15 protein-coding genes and 1 tRNA gene are annotated in these 13880 nt (G+C 58.9%); 14 read left to right on the top strand and 2 right to left on the bottom strand.

All coding sequences use genetic code 11. The features are described 5' to 3' along the window. Positions 1–25: 25 nt before the first annotated feature. The 14 genes from IPP95_13305 to IPP95_13240 all read left to right on the top strand — a co-directional run bounded on the left by IPP95_13305 (position 26) and on the right by IPP95_13240 (position 12205). Positions 26–583, top strand: coding sequence for a DUF4256 domain-containing protein (locus IPP95_13305; GenBank protein ID QQS72137.1), 558 nt, complete (start codon positions 26–28; stop codon positions 581–583). Positions 584–727: 144 nt separating this feature from the next. Then, positions 728–2434 (top strand): NAD(P)/FAD-dependent oxidoreductase, encoded by a 1707-nt coding sequence (locus IPP95_13300; protein ID QQS72136.1) that lies wholly within the window; start codon positions 728–730, stop codon positions 2432–2434. Positions 2435–2580: 146 nt separating this feature from the next. After that, positions 2581–3150, top strand: a complete 570-nt coding sequence (locus IPP95_13295) for an RNA polymerase sigma factor (GenBank protein ID QQS72135.1) — start codon at positions 2581–2583, stop codon at positions 3148–3150. Then, on the top strand, positions 3150–3425 hold the full coding sequence (locus IPP95_13290; protein QQS72134.1) for a hypothetical protein: 276 nt from the start codon (positions 3150–3152) through the stop codon (positions 3423–3425). Before IPP95_13295 ends, IPP95_13290 begins: the two co-directional genes overlap by 1 nt. Beyond that, positions 3422–3874 (top strand): hypothetical protein, encoded by a 453-nt coding sequence (locus IPP95_13285; GenBank protein QQS72133.1) that lies wholly within the window; start codon positions 3422–3424, stop codon positions 3872–3874. Before IPP95_13290 ends, IPP95_13285 begins: the two co-directional genes overlap by 4 nt. Before the next feature lie 32 nt (positions 3875–3906). Beyond that, complete coding sequence (locus tag IPP95_13280) at positions 3907–4560, top strand: hypothetical protein (protein QQS72132.1); 654 nt, start codon at positions 3907–3909, stop codon at positions 4558–4560. Then, positions 4550–5641 carry a c-type cytochrome gene (locus IPP95_13275; protein QQS72131.1) on the top strand — a complete coding sequence of 364 codons (1092 nt, stop codon included), beginning with the start codon at positions 4550–4552 and terminating at the stop codon, positions 5639–5641. Before IPP95_13280 ends, IPP95_13275 begins: the two co-directional genes overlap by 11 nt. Further along, a complete protein-coding gene (locus tag IPP95_13270) occupies positions 5641–7017 on the top strand; it encodes a YHYH protein (GenBank protein QQS74273.1) in 1377 nt (458 codons plus the stop codon). Before IPP95_13275 ends, IPP95_13270 begins: the two co-directional genes overlap by 1 nt. A 115-nt stretch (positions 7018–7132) precedes the next feature. Further along, positions 7133–7432, top strand: a complete 300-nt coding sequence (locus IPP95_13265; GenBank protein ID QQS72130.1) for a hypothetical protein — start codon at positions 7133–7135, stop codon at positions 7430–7432. Between the two features lie 31 nt (positions 7433–7463). After that, positions 7464–8315 (top strand): GntR family transcriptional regulator, encoded by an 852-nt coding sequence (locus IPP95_13260; GenBank protein QQS72129.1) that lies wholly within the window; start codon positions 7464–7466, stop codon positions 8313–8315. Positions 8316–8414: 99 nt separating this feature from the next. Next, on the top strand, positions 8415–9125 hold the full coding sequence (locus tag IPP95_13255; protein QQS72128.1) for a two pore domain potassium channel family protein: 711 nt from the start codon (positions 8415–8417) through the stop codon (positions 9123–9125). Positions 9126–9255: 130 nt separating this feature from the next. Next, positions 9256–9705, top strand: a complete 450-nt coding sequence (gene smpB, locus IPP95_13250) for an SsrA-binding protein SmpB (protein ID QQS72127.1) — start codon at positions 9256–9258, stop codon at positions 9703–9705. Continuing rightward, positions 9695–11689, top strand: a complete 1995-nt coding sequence (locus IPP95_13245; GenBank protein ID QQS72126.1) for a glycosyltransferase family 39 protein — start codon at positions 9695–9697, stop codon at positions 11687–11689. The genes smpB and IPP95_13245 overlap by 11 nt, the downstream gene beginning before the upstream one ends. A gap of 159 nt (positions 11690–11848) precedes the next feature. Then, on the top strand, positions 11849–12205 hold the full coding sequence (locus tag IPP95_13240; protein ID QQS72125.1) for a MarR family transcriptional regulator: 357 nt from the start codon (positions 11849–11851) through the stop codon (positions 12203–12205). Positions 12206–12528: 323 nt separating this feature from the next. Here IPP95_13240 and IPP95_13235 read toward each other — a convergent pair whose 3' ends face one another. Continuing rightward, entirely contained in the window at positions 12529–13503 is a 975-nt protein-coding gene (locus IPP95_13235; GenBank protein QQS72124.1) for a DUF3078 domain-containing protein, read from the bottom strand. Positions 13504–13683: 180 nt separating this feature from the next. Beyond that, positions 13684–13758, bottom strand: a tRNA-Val gene (locus IPP95_13230). Positions 13759–13880: the final 122 nt, after the last annotated feature.

Genomic DNA, 13880 nt, shown 5'->3' with positions numbered 1-13880 from the left:
CACGAAGAGCGGATCAACGGATCGAATGGACAAACAACTTTCAGTGGATCAGCGGGATGCATTGCTCAGCGCATTGCAAGCCCGTTTTGACAAGAACATGCCCCGGCACAAGGACCTGAAATGGGCTGACGTGGTAGCCCGGCTGAAGGCGCATCCGGAAAAGCTGCGTGCGCTGGATGCCATGGAAGAGACCGGAGGCGAGCCGGACGTGGTGGGCCGGGACAAGAAGAGCGGTGCGTTCATCTTCATGGATTGCTCCGCGGAAAGCCCGAAAGGCCGCCGCAGTGTTTGCTACGACCGCGAAAGCTTGGAGAGCCGAAAGGAACACCGGCCGGCGAATAGCGCGATGGACATGGCCGCTGAGATGAGCATCGAGATCTTGACCGAAGAGCAATACCTGGAGTTGCAAAAACTCGGTGAGTTCGACCTGAAGACATCAAGCTGGGTGCTGACGTCACCTGCAGTACGCAAGCTTGGCGGCGCGCTCTTCTGCGATCGCCGCTACGACCAGGTGTTCACCTACCACAACGGGGCACAGTCGTACTATGGGGTGCGGGGCTTTCGGGGGGTGTTGCGGGTATGATCGATCATTGGGCGCTGACATTTCTGCCTGCGCTTCACTGGAGCCGCCACGGAATAGGGAGCATCTTTGCCGGGTAAGCAAACCCAGCGCCGCAACTGTTGTTGCTTCGCTATGGACCATGGCCGGGAAAGAGCTGAACAGCACATGCACAACAACGCAGAGATCGATACCATCATCATCGGTTCGGGCGCAGGCAGCCTGGCCGCGGCCATTTGCCTCTCCCGCGCGGGCCAACGCGTGGTGGTGCTGGAGCAGCACGATGTGCCCGGCGGCTGGTGCCACAGCTTCTACCTGAACGGGCATCGTTTCACACCGGGTGTGCATTACGTCGGGCTTCTGGGCAAAGGGGAGTCTACCAGTGAGTTGTACGAAGGCCTTGGGATCGCGGACGACCTCGTGTTCTTCCGTATGAACCCGGCAGGCTATGAGCACTGCTGGATCGGCGATGAGCGCTTCCACCTGCCTGCGGGACACGATGAACTGATCGAGCACTTGTCGGCCCGCTTTCCGAAGGAGCGCAAGAACTTGACCGAATACCTGAACATGGTGCGCACCGTGGCCGCGCAGCTGATGCTGATCCCCAAGATGAGCGGATTCTGGGACAATGTCACCATCCCTTGGCGCACCCGGTACATGGGCAAGTATGCCTTGTTCAGCCTGAAGCGGGTGATCGGCTGGTACATCAAAGACCCCTTGCTGAAGAACATCCTGAACATCCAGTGCGGCGACCATGGATTACCGCCGGGACGGGCCAGTTTTCCCCTGCACTGCGCGGTGATGGCACACTACTTCGAGGGCGCCTACTATCCGATGGGCGGCGGTGGTGCCATGGTAAAAGCCATGACCAATGCGATCAAACGCCAAGGTGGCGAAGTGCGCACCTCGCAGCGGGTGCGGCGCATTCTGGTGGAAGGGACGAAGAAGAAGCATGCCGTCGGGGTTGAGCTGGAAAACGGCGAGCAGATCCGGGCCAAACGGGTGATCAGCAATGCGGACCCCACCACCACCTATCGGCACTTGGTGGGCGAGCAGCACCTGAGCCCCAAATTGGTGAAGAAGCTGGACCGGACGACCTACTCCTGCACCTCGCTGATGCTCTTCCTCACGGTGGACATGGACCTGCGCAAGGCGGGCCTGGATTCCGGCAACATCTGGATCGCCCCGGAAAACCTCGATGCTGACGAGCTCTATGCCCAGCTCATGGGGCCGGACCTTACGATCGGGGCGGAGTTCCCCGGTATGTTCATCAGTTGCACCACGTTGAAGGACCCCTCCAGCTTCGACGGCAGGCACCATTGCATCGAGGCCATCACCTACGTGGACCACCGGGCCTTCAAGGACTTCGCGGAAGAAGGACCGGACCGCTCCCCGGCCTACCAAGCCCTCAAGGACCTGCTGATGAGGAAGATGATGAAGACCCTGGAAAGGGTGGTCCCGGGCATCAGCGAACACGTGGTGCAGAAGGAGCTCGGAACGCCGTTGACGAACGAGTTCTACATCAATTCCACCAACGGTTCGGTCTACGGCACGGAGAAGGTGCTCAAGCAGATCGGGCCCTTCGCCTTCCGGCCAAAGGCCGAGATCGCCGACCTCTACCTCTACGGCGCCAGCATCCAGTCCCATGGTGTCGCGGATGCCGGGTATTCCGGCGTGCAGACCGCGGCGGTCATCCTCGGATGCCGCCCGGAGGAGCTGCTGAAGACCGATGGTCCTACAACCGTACACATTTACGAGGCGGAGGATGCGAGCGATCATCCCGACTGGATCAAGCGGAAGATGGACATGCGGAGGAAAAGGGCCGAAGCCGGTCCGCACGACGCGGAACAGGAGGAAACGATCACTGGAGAATAACGGGCCATTCGGACTTTACCAGGGAGCATGCCGCCTACATTGGGATCCGATCCAGCGGGTGCCGATGGTGCCCGCGAAGGGGAACGGCATGTTTTGATCCGCTTCAACGAACGGGCGCTATCATTACCCTACGCCCCGCCTGATCCTTGAAAGCCTCCGACACCATAGCACAACTGTATGCCGACCATGGCAAGATGGTCTTCAACATCGCGCTGAACCATTTGCAGCAGTGGGAGGAAGCGGAGGAGGTGACCCAGGACGTTTTCGTGAAAGTGCATGCGAAATTGGCGGGCTTCTCCGGGCGGTCAAGCATCCGGACGTGGATCTTCCGGATCACGGTGAACCAATGCCTCGATCGGCTGAAGGCCCGGAAACGGCAGAAACGCGCGGGCTTCCATCTGCGGTTCTTCGGCGAAGAAGAACGCGATCCCGCCGCTGCACTTCCCGACTACGATCACCCCGGCGTGCTGCTGGAGGACCGGGAGGCGGTGCATTCCTTGTTCACCTTGATCGATACGCTGCCACCCCGCCAACGGAGCATCTTGATCCTGAAGGCCGTGGACGGGCTGGAGCAGCAGGAGATCGCAGCGATCCTGGGGCTTTCCGTGAAGGCGGTGGAATCGCTGCTCTCGCGCGCCAAGGCCAATTTGAAACAGAAAATGATGGACAGCGAAGGAAGACCCCCCGGAACGTCGTCCAAGCAACCAAGCAGCTGATGGGAACGAACGAATTTGGATCCTTAGGACGCGTCGGGATGGTGGATCCGCCGCCGTTCCTGCTGACGCGCATCGAGGCGCGCATCGCCGCTGTCCGTGCGGAGAAAATGCCCCTGACGTGGGCCGTGGGCATGGCCCTGACGTTGCTTCTACTGGTGACTGCGAACGCTGTGGCGTACCATCATCAGGCCGGTGCCGGCGATCATACCACCAGTGATGTCCAACAGTTAGCCACGGACCTTTCCCTTTCACCCTCCGAACAACTCTACCGATGACCAAGGTCCGCATATTGATCCTCGCCGTGGTGGCCTTGGTCCTATTGAATGTCGCCTTGGTCGCGTTCCTCCTCAGCCATGGACCTCCGCCCCAGCAGGAGGGTCCGAAACGGAGCATCATCGAGCGGCTCCATTTCGATGCCAAGCAGATCAGTGCCTACGAGCAGACCATCGGAGAACATCAGGGATGGGTGGACGGAAAGACGGCTCAGCAGAAGCGCTTACGGGAAGAGCTGTACGCCTTGTTGCAGAAACCCGGCCGTGAAGGCGCGGATTCGATCGCCACGGCCATCGGTGTGGTGCAGGCGCAGATCGAGTTGATACACTTCAAGCACTTCGAAGCGATCGAAGCCATCTGCCGACCGGAACAACGTGCGGACTTCATCGCACTGAGCCAAGAATTGACGCAGCTGTTCCGTGGGCCGCCACCACGACAAGAAAGGCCATGACACGGCCGCTTTTTTTCGTCCCTGCGCTTTGCATGAGCCTCACCTTGGCTGCACAGAAGTCGGAGCCGGTGCACTTGCACTTCACACCGTTGTACCAAGGCAAAGCACTGGTCCCGTACGAGGATGGTGAGCCAACATCATCCTCGTACATAGAGACGTTCAAGTGCTACCTCAGTGCGTTCAAGCTGATCGCCGACGGGAAGGTGGTCTGGGAGGAGACGGACAGCTATCACCTCCTCGATGCCTCAGATCCGAAGACCTTGGAAGTGCATCTCACCGTCCCGCTGAGGATGGCGTGGGACCATGTGGAATTCTTGTTAGGCATCGACAGCCTGACTTCGGTATCCGGTGCGTTGGGCGGTGATCTCGATCCAACGAAAGGCATGTATTGGGAATGGAACAGCGGTTATATCTGCATGAAGCTGGAAGGCCACAGCCCAAGTTCGGCGGGGCCGAACGGGGGCTTCCTCTTCCACTTGGGCGGCTATCTCCCGCCGTTCGCATTCTTCCGGACGATCGACCTGGCGATGTTCAGCGCCGGGGAGCAGAACATCACGATCGACCTGGATGCCTTCCTCAGCGCCATCGACCTGCGGACACGCTACAACGTGATGTCGCCCGGTGAAGCAGCGCATGAACTGGGCGGGACCGCTGCCACGATCTTTCGTTGCGACAATGCGAAATAAAGTGGTCCCATTCATCCTGATCGCCGCGACCTACATCGCGATCACCGCTTCCGGCACGGGGCCGCATTTCGTGAAACTGCAGGTCCCGGAGGGTTGGCCCAAGCCGACGTATGACTTCACCCGGAACCCGCTTTCCGAGGAAGGTATCGCGCTTGGTCGACAGCTCTTCTACGATCCGATACTCTCTGCGGACAGCACCAAATCCTGCGCGAACTGCCACCTCTCCTACACCGCCTTCACTCATGTTGACCACGCGTTGAGCCACGGCATCCACGACAGCATCGGCACGCGCAATTCCATGACGTTGGTGAACCTCGCATGGTCCAAGTCCTTCATGTGGGACGGCGCGGTGAACCACCTTGACATGCAAGCGCTGGCGCCGATCTCGAACCGTGCGGAATTGGGCGAAAGCATGGCGGGCGTGGTGAAGAAGCTGGAACGGTCGCCTGAATACCGGGAGCGATTTCAAGCGGTGTTCGGGAAAAAGGTGAGCGGCGAGACCGTGCTGAAGGCCATGGCGCAATTCGAACTGACGTTGATCTCCTCCGGTTCCAAATACGACCAAATGATGCGCCATGAAGAGGGCGCGGTGTTCAATGTGCAGGAGCAACACGGTTACGCCTTGTTCCAAGCCCATTGCAACAGCTGCCATCGCGAGCCTCTGTTCACCAGCGGCGCCTTTGCCAACAACGGACTGCCGATCGACACGCTCCTGAAGGATACCGGCCGGATGCACATCACCGGTGATCCGCAGGATTCGTTGAAGTTCAAGGTCCCTTCGCTGCGCAACGTGGAATTCTCCGGACCCTATATGCACGACGGTCGTTTCAAGAAGCTTGCGCAAGTAGTGGCGCACTATAGCGACGGCATCCAGCACGGGCCCACGCTCGCGCCGGTACTTGAGCAAAAGATCGACCTTGGCTCGGAGGACAAGGTGGATCTCGTGGCTTTTTTGCTCACGCTCACCGACGAACCGTTCCTCTTCGCGCCGGAACATGCTTTCCCCCGAAAAGAAACGGCCGTTCGAAGGAATGATGCAACGATGTCGTCCAACACCACTAACCCGGACGAAACACGATGATGATGGACCGAACTTCCCTAATGGCCCTGTTGGCCTGCGTCGCGATCACTAGCCATGCACAGACCGGCCCGGAGATCACATCGTGGTTGCAGAACACCAGCCAGACCGGCACCTATTACATGTCCGGCAATTCCACGGCGATCCCCAACGGCATCCTGGTGAACTGTCAGCAGGTGGAATATTCGGACAACTTCGTGTACGTCACCGCCACCGGGATCCCGGCCTACCCCACCGGCCCGTTCCTCGACGGCAATCCGTCCATCGCCACAAACCAAAGCAAGATCGTGAAACTGCCCCGGCACCCGGTGGAGAATACCGGCACAGCCAGCACGACCGTCGGCGGAGACTGCGGCGTGTTCATCAACGGCGTAGCGCTCTTCGACTACCGCGACGGCACCGGATGGAACTCGAACACAAACGCGCTTTGTGGCGGTCCCGGTAACCCACCCTGCCCCGGCGGACCGGGAGCCACTTCCTCTTGGAACCGTGACGCGGTGCTGGCCGAGAAGGGCGGCTTTGATTGCTCAAAGGCGCACCCGGCGATGGGCAACTACCACCACCACCAGAACCCTTCAGCCTTCAAGCTGGACCTGAACGTGATCTCCACCATCTGCGACCTCTACGATGCCGACGGGCTATACAGCATTGACAGCACGCAACATTCGCCGCTTATCGGCTTCGCCTTCGACGGCTTTCCGATCTACGGGGCATACGGCTTCATGAATGCGGACGGCAGCGGTGGCATCACGAGGATCGAGTCCGGGTACCAAATGCGCAACATCACTACCCGGACAGTTTGGGCCGACGGCACCGATGTCGCGGACGGCCCCGCTGTGAGCAGCACCTATCCATTAGGCTACTTCCGGGAGGACTACGAATTCCTCACGCACCCCGGAGAGGAAGAGTACTTGGATGTCCACAACGGGCGCTTCTGTGTGACCCCGGAATATCCCGAAGGCACCTACGCCTACTTCGCCACGGTGAAGGCGAATTGGAACTCGGCCTATCCATACGTGGTGGGCCCCACGTTCCATGGCACGTTCGCGAACCGCATCGTCACTTCCATAGGTGAGGGGACCACCGTGTACGATGTCACGACCGACGTCTCAGGGAACGACCTGAACGCACTGCACCTTTCGATCTTTCCGAACCCGGCCACGGACCTCATCGTGGTGCAGGTCGGTGGTTTGCTGAAAGAAGATCTCCAAGTGCAGGTGTACAGCGCCGACGGCAAACTGGTGGACACCTCCAAGCTGGCGAAGGGCAGCACCATCTGGCACCTGGACACGCAGCGTCTGTATGGCGGCAGCTACTTCATCCACTTCAGCAACGGCGGGAACAGCATTGTGCGGCAGGTGGTGCTGGCGCGGGAATAGGCGGTGCCGGAACTGGTCGGTGAGCCTGTCAGCAGATTATTGCGCAGTTTTAACGCGGGCGGGCGTCCATATTCCTTCCGCCCGCTCTGCACCGCGCTAAATTCGCCACCGAAACATGGCGAAGAGCACCTCGCAGCACATCTTGGGCACCTCGGCGAACCTGCTGGGATTTTGCCTGTTCGTGATCACTTCGTTGCATGTTTCCGATTCAGCCGAATCGACCCTGATAGACGAATTCACTTCGGTGATCGCGTTGCTGCTCACGATCTCCACGTTCTTTTCCTACACTTCCATCCGGACGGTCCACCCGGAGCGGGAAATGCGGATGGAGAAGGTAGCCGACTACTTTTTCATCGTCTCCCTGCTCGGCATCGCGGCGATCATCCTGCTGCTGGTGTTCCACTTCGTACAATAAGCACGGCAACGCACGGCCTACCTTTCGCCGGATGATCCACACCGGCCAGACCCAGGACCTCGTCATTCTGCGCAACACCAGCGTAGGTCTTTTCCTTGGTGATGGCGAAGGGAACGAGGTGTTGCTACCGAATAAATACGTCCCGGCCGAACACGACCAAGGCAGCACGCTCAGCGTGTTCGTCTACCGCGATTCCGAGGACCGGCAGGTGGCCACCACGCTGGAGCCGAGGATCCAATTGAACGGCTTCGCCAGCCTGCGCACATTTGCAGTGGACCGCCTTGGCGCCTTCATGGACTGGGGCATGGAGAAGCATTTGTTGGTGCCGTTCAAAGAACAACAGAAGAAATTGGAGGAAGGTCGATGGTACGTTACCTACATGGCCTTGGATGAGCAGACCGACCGGCTCTACGGCAGCACGCGCATCGATAAGCACCTTGACAATTCGGAACTGTCCGTGGCAGAAGGTGATGCAGTGGAGCTCCTGGTCTTCGGTCGCAGCGAGATGGGCTGGTCGGTGATCGTGAATGACAAGCACCAAGGTCTGGTACACGCCAACGACGTTTTCAAGCCGATCTCCATGGGCGATCGCATCAGCGGCTTCGTAAAAACAGTGCGCACCGACAACAAGCTGGACATCACGCTGCAGCCGATCGGTTACGATCACTATAACGATGCCAACGTCGTGCTACTGGCCAGACGACTGAAGCAGCACGAGGGCTTCCTTCCGTTGACGGACAAGAGTTCGCCGGAGGAGATCTACCGGGTGTTCGGCATCAGCAAGAAGGCCTTCAAGAAAGCATTAGGGGCGCTGTATAAGGAGCGCAAGGTGCGGATCGAGGAGCAGGGCATCGTGTGGGTGGGTGAAGTGGAGCGCACATAGTCGTACCTCGCCACCAGGCCTGATTCCGGGGATCGGACTTGGGCCACATCATCTTCACGAAAGCCGTGCACAGTACTTTTCCGCGACTAAAACACGATCATGGTCCGCAAAGCCCTGTCCCAATTGATCTTCGGAAAAGGCTTGCCGAGGAATACGGGCCTGCATCCCACCCTGCGCAAACGTCGGGACAACCTGGTGGCCATTTGGAACAACGCCTATCAGGAGGACGCCGGATTGGAGAAGGCCGTGAGGTTGTTCCTGGCCGCTGTGCAGTTCCTGTTCCCCGGCACCTACATCCGGCATTTATTCTGGCGAAAGGGCCCGTTGATGCAGGACTTCGCCATTGAGGTGTTCGTGCTGGCAAAAACCTTCCTTCCCTTGGTGGGGATCTATTTCGGCTGGACCCATCAACCTTGGATAGTGGCGTTGGTGGTCTGGTTCATGCTGGAAACAGTGACCTACATCCCCACGTTGATCTTCGCCTCTGACACCTTTCCGACGCCCCGCTCCTTCCGCCGTTCCAAGATCTTGATCTTCCTCAACTACTTAGAGGTCGTCTTCGCCTTTGCGGCGATCTATTCGGCCGGTGACCTTCTCAACGTCCCCTTCAGCCACTGGTTCGACCCGGTCTACTACAGCTTCATGACCACCAGCACCATCGGCTACGGCGACCTGTATCCGGTGACGGCGGCCGGCAAGGCGCTGGCATCGCTCCAGTCGTTATTCTACCTGAGCTATATCCTGCTCTTCATCGGCTTCTTCCGGATGGGCAAGGAGAAGGGATACTTCGGCGACAAGAAGGGAGGATAGGCCGCGCGAAGGACCGTAGAACAAACCTACGCACACCCTCCACAAAGGATCGTCCCCGGTATCCATGAATGCACGATCGCACTGCACGGTGATTTCCGGTTAGTCCGGGGATCCGTCCCATCTTCGCGCCATGGCCGCCCTAGTGATGCCCGAGATCAAGAACCGCCGTGCGGCGTTCGAGTATTTCTTTCTCGAAACGCACGAGTGCGGCATCATGCTGGTGGGCAGTGAGGTGAAGAGCCTGCGCCTCGGGGACGCCAGCATCACCGAGGCCTTCTGCACCTTCATCGGCGATGAGCTGTACCTGCGGAACATGCGCATACAGCCGTTCGAGAAGGCGAAGAGCTTCGCGCATGAACCGATCCGCGACCGCAAATTGTTGTTGCACCGGACGGAATTGAAGAAGCTGCAACGCAAACTGAAGGACCAAGGAATGACGATCGTTCCGGTACGCTCCTTCTTCGCCAAGAACGGCATGGTGAAGGTGGAGATCGCGCTGGCCAAGGGCAAGAAGACTTACGACAAACGGGAAAGCTTGAAGGAAAAGGACCTTAAACGCGACCTGGAACGTGGCAACTGAACAACCGCATTGGCGCAAGCGGCTGGAAGAAGCGGCCGCCCTCCGCATCCCCGGCGGCCCGGTGCATCGTTGGGCGCTACTGTCCCTGTTGTTGCTTGCCAGTGCGCTGCGTCTGTGGGACTTGCCGCACATCCCGTTCACCCACGACGAGATCAGCGCGTTGTTGCGCGTGCGCTTCAGCTCGTTCAGCGAGCTGATAGCGAAGGGCGTGGCCATCGATGCTCACCCCTCGGGCGTACAGGTGTTCGAGTGGATCTGGACCGGCCTCTTCGGCACAAGCGGATCGGTGGTGAAGTTGCCCTTCATCGTGATGGGCGTCGCGGCACTTTTTTTTCTGTACCGCTTTGCGGCAGCGTGGACCTCACCCGCTGCGGCACTGCTTTCGATGGCCTTTATCGGCACGGTGCAATACACGGTGATGTATGCACAGATCGCACGTCCCTATGCGGCGGGCTTCTTCACTTGTGCCCTTTTGATGGACCAGATCACCCGCGCCTTGGGCGGCCGGAAATGGGCGTGGGCCGGCGTGGCACTGTCCGCCGCGCTTTGCGGCTACGTCCATCATTTCGCGCTGCTGTTCGCCTTGCTGGCCGGACTTTGTCTTTTGTTCCTCGCCGCACCGCTGCAACGCAAACGTGTGTTATTGGCCGGTGGCTTGGCGCTGTTGCTGTACTTGCCCGAACTGCCCATCACCTGGCGCCAATTGGGCTATGGCGGCGTGGGCCAATGGTTATCCCCGCCCACGCCCTCCTGGCTGCCGGGTCATGCCGCTTGGATCTTCCAGTACAGCATCCCGCTCGCAGTGGTGGTTACCGGCATTGCGCTTCTGGGATGGGCGCAGGCCTTCCGCTCCAAAACCGAAGGAGCCTCACCTTTCATCCCGCTCTGCCTGGTGCTCGGGCTGGTCCCTTTGGTTGTTGGATACGGTTATTCGGTGTTGCACGCGCCGGTGCTCCAATATTCCGTGGTCCTCTTTTCATTCCCCTTCCTTGTCTTTCCATTGTTCGCAGGCTGGCGATCCCCAAGCACTGCCCTCTTGCTCCCGCTGGTCGCGTTGATCGCGGCCACCTCCGTTTTCGGTCTGGTGGAGCAGCGCAAGCACTATGAGATCTTCTATCGCTCGAAGTATGAGGCTTCCGTCCGTGGTATCATAGCGGCTTCCAAAAGACCGGACCGGATGGCACTGGTGGACCTGCCGGAAGAGATCCCCGGCTTCTATTTCAAGCAATGGCACGTGGACAGTGCTTCGGCACCCTACATCAACTTGCACGAACGAACATCGCAATTCGTGGACAGCCTGCTGAGCGCCACCTCCGCGGCCGAGATATTCTATGGCGCTTCCGCCGGTGCCGATCCCGAAAACCTCGTCCGCATCCAGCAGGCTTTCCCTTTCATGGTGGAACGGCATGACATGGAGGAAGGCCAGACCTTTCTGTTCTCCGGCATGCCGAACGGAACACACTTGGACGACCGCTCGCATGTCAGCGTAGTGACCCCGGAAGCGCTGAAAGGCGAAGGGTGGAACGTGGACGCGGACCTGCCTTTATCACGCGATACATCGGGAGCCTATGGCTCGGCCCCCAAGGGCTGGGACGTGGCCGGCCGGGAGTTCGGTGCCGTATTCGAACGCGCTGTCTTCGAGCTCTCTTCGGCTGACAACGACATCCTGGAGGCCCGGATGGACGTAATGAGCGCCGCACCCGGCAGCGAGCTGAAGCTGGTGATGGAGTTGAAGGAGGGGGACCGCTCGACCTTTTACCGCACCAGCGGTGATGGCCCCGAACTCGGCCGGTCCTCGCTCTTCACGGCCATCCCGTTGTCAGACCTGCCGGAGCACGGTCATGGAGCACGGCTTAGGGTCTACCTCTGGAACCCTGGCGGAAAGGCGGCGCAGGTGTCCTCCATCGCGGTGCATGTACGGGAAGGCAACCCTTGGCTGTACGGCCTGTTCCAGCCATTGAAGGGGCCGCTACGGTTTCCTTGAGGGTTTCGTATCAAGCCGAAGGCTGCCGGGGCACATGACGATGGCTCATTTGCATGGCCATGCAAATGCTATCTTGCATCAACCATGTCCGACCTCCGAAGTCACTACAACTCGTGCCTATATCATGCCGGAGCCGCCTTGGGGCGATCCCTTACCCGCATGGCGGAAGCGCATTTTCGACACATCGAGATCACGCCGACCATGGGCTTTGTACTGATGTCCGCCAAGACAGCCCCCGGCATCAACATCACCGACTTGGCCTACGTCCATCAGCTGGACGCCTCCACGATCTCGCGAACACTGGATAAACTGGCATCGGAAAGCCTGATCGTCCGCAACGGTCAAGACCGTATTGTCGAGGTGTTCCTCACCATGGAAGGCACGCGCAAGGCTGCTGAAGCGACAAGTGCATGGGAGAAGCTGCGTATCGCATATTCGCTTTTACTCGGCGAAGGGGAGGCCAGGTCGCTTGCCGAACACGCTGCACTTGCTGACGGGATCCTACGGACGAAGTGATAGACCTGACATTCAGGATGCAGTGTTCCATTTTTCGGAACCGGTTACCGCAATGGACCGCCTACCCATTTGCATGGCCATGCAAACGTCGATTTAACAATTGGCCTCACACCTCCGCAAAAGACTCAGACTGTCCTGATCCACATCAAAACACACGGAGATCCTGCTCTGACATTGAAAAGCAGACACTCCAACATGATCAAGGTCGTGCGCGCAAAGCCGTTCTCATTTGCATGGCCATGCAAATGAGAACCCAATGAAAGAGATGGCAAAAAAGCCCGCCCCGAAGCATTCGGGACGGGCTTTTCTCAAAGAACCGGGTATCAGAGCTTCAGCATGATACCCAGACCGATGGCCTCCTTGAACTGGGTACCCTTGCCCACATACTGCTGAGGCGTGTCCTCCCAAGGTTTCATGATCTGCGTGTCGTGATCATAGATCAGCAAGGTGCTGAGCGTGGCCGAGAACCAGGAGTTCACCTTGAAAGTGAAGAGGGTCTCCCAGTTCACATCGATGTTCTGCGGGTTCTTCAGATAGTTGCTGAAGAAGTCGGCACGGGTGAGGAAGTTGATGTTCTTTGCCAGGTCGTGCGTATACATCAGTTTCACATAGCCGCCGAACTCGAACTCGCTGTTCTTGCCCATGGTGAGTCTGGCGCCGAGGGTATCATAGGTGGCGGGATCTACACCGAAAGCACCGGCGTCGGCCAGGTCCTGATCGTTCACGAAGGTGATCTTCGCCGTGGCCGGTGAGATGAACGCGGAAAAGTGATCGTTCGGCTTGTAATCGACACCGAGGCCCAGGATCAAGTAGCCGGGCGCCATGAAGTCCGAGATGCGGGCTCCGGTGGCAGCGTCCTTGCCCTCGGTGAACTGGGTCTTGAATTGGGCCAGCATCGCGAGATACCAGGACTTTTTCAGCTCATAACCGTACTTGGTGTTCAACTCGATGCGGTCGTCCGTCTTCACCGCGTCCTGGCCGTCCTGCGCGAGCAGACCGTATGCCAAGGCCACGCTGTTGTCCCATGCGAAACGGCCTTTCTTGCGGTTGGCAAAAGCATTGAACTGGGCGATGCCGCTGACCGAACTGAAACCGCCTGCGGACCAGTTGGTGAGGCTCACTTGGCTCATGTTCAGCTGGATGGTACCGCCTTTTGTCCAGATCTTGCCGGTGGTGTCCGCAGCGGTCTTCGCCTGCATTTCGGCGGCTGCGGCATCGCGTTGTGCCTTGTCCTCCTGCGCGTTCGCCGTGATCGCGAAGATCAAAAGAAAGGTCAATGAGATCGAGGTCTTCTTCATGTTACGGGGTTGTAGTGGCGCCTTCTGCACCGGAATTATGACGTTAAAGGATCCGAAAGGCTCAGTTGTTCGGTGTGCAGGAGCGAAGTCGCGTTGGGCTTGACCGATCTTTTGATGAGGAGAGCACTTGCGCGGTACCGATCTGGCGGGTCATTTTCCTGTCGCGACAGGAAGTGGAAGTGGGCGTTGCCGGATTCGAACCAGCGACCCCTACCTTGTCGAGGTAGTGCTCTAAACCAGCTGAGCTAAACGCCCGGAACCAAGTATTCTCCGGATAATGGGGCGCAAATGTAATCGTTACTGCAGATCCGGCTTCAAAAGGGCGACCGGGCATCTTCCGCCGCTCTTTCAGCGGACCACCTGAAGGTACTTTCGGC

The organism is Flavobacteriales bacterium (assembly GCA_016700415.1).
In the GTDB taxonomy this organism is placed as follows: Bacteria; Bacteroidota; Bacteroidia; order Flavobacteriales_F; family PHOS-HE28; genus PHOS-HE28.
Note: the sequence above shows the minus strand (reverse complement) of the source record. Positions and strands in the feature narration are given on the sequence as shown.

What these genes read in the sequence shown, in the direction of transcription:
- IPP95_13260 (QQS72129.1), top strand. Translation starts at nt 7,464, where the DNA reads ATGATCCACACCGGCCAGACCCAGGACCTCGTCATTCTGCGCAACACC.
- IPP95_13300 (QQS72136.1), top strand. Translation starts at nt 728, where the DNA reads ATGCACAACAACGCAGAGATCGATACCATCATCATCGGTTCGGGCGCA.
- IPP95_13270 (QQS74273.1), top strand. Translation starts at nt 5,641, where the DNA reads ATGATGGACCGAACTTCCCTAATGGCCCTGTTGGCCTGCGTCGCGATC.
- smpB (QQS72127.1), top strand. Translation starts at nt 9,256, where the DNA reads ATGGCCGCCCTAGTGATGCCCGAGATCAAGAACCGCCGTGCGGCGTTC.
- IPP95_13305 (QQS72137.1), top strand. Translation starts at nt 26, where the DNA reads ATGGACAAACAACTTTCAGTGGATCAGCGGGATGCATTGCTCAGCGCA.
- IPP95_13285 (QQS72133.1), top strand. Translation starts at nt 3,422, where the DNA reads ATGACCAAGGTCCGCATATTGATCCTCGCCGTGGTGGCCTTGGTCCTA.
- IPP95_13265 (QQS72130.1), top strand. Translation starts at nt 7,133, where the DNA reads ATGGCGAAGAGCACCTCGCAGCACATCTTGGGCACCTCGGCGAACCTG.
- IPP95_13255 (QQS72128.1), top strand. Translation starts at nt 8,415, where the DNA reads ATGGTCCGCAAAGCCCTGTCCCAATTGATCTTCGGAAAAGGCTTGCCG.
- IPP95_13280 (QQS72132.1), top strand. Translation starts at nt 3,907, where the DNA reads ATGAGCCTCACCTTGGCTGCACAGAAGTCGGAGCCGGTGCACTTGCAC.
- IPP95_13235 (QQS72124.1), bottom strand. Translation starts at nt 13,503, where the DNA reads ATGAAGAAGACCTCGATCTCATTGACCTTTCTTTTGATCTTCGCGATC.
- IPP95_13275 (QQS72131.1), top strand. Translation starts at nt 4,550, where the DNA reads ATGCGAAATAAAGTGGTCCCATTCATCCTGATCGCCGCGACCTACATC.
- IPP95_13240 (QQS72125.1), top strand. Translation starts at nt 11,849, where the DNA reads ATGGCGGAAGCGCATTTTCGACACATCGAGATCACGCCGACCATGGGC.
- IPP95_13290 (QQS72134.1), top strand. Translation starts at nt 3,150, where the DNA reads ATGGGAACGAACGAATTTGGATCCTTAGGACGCGTCGGGATGGTGGAT.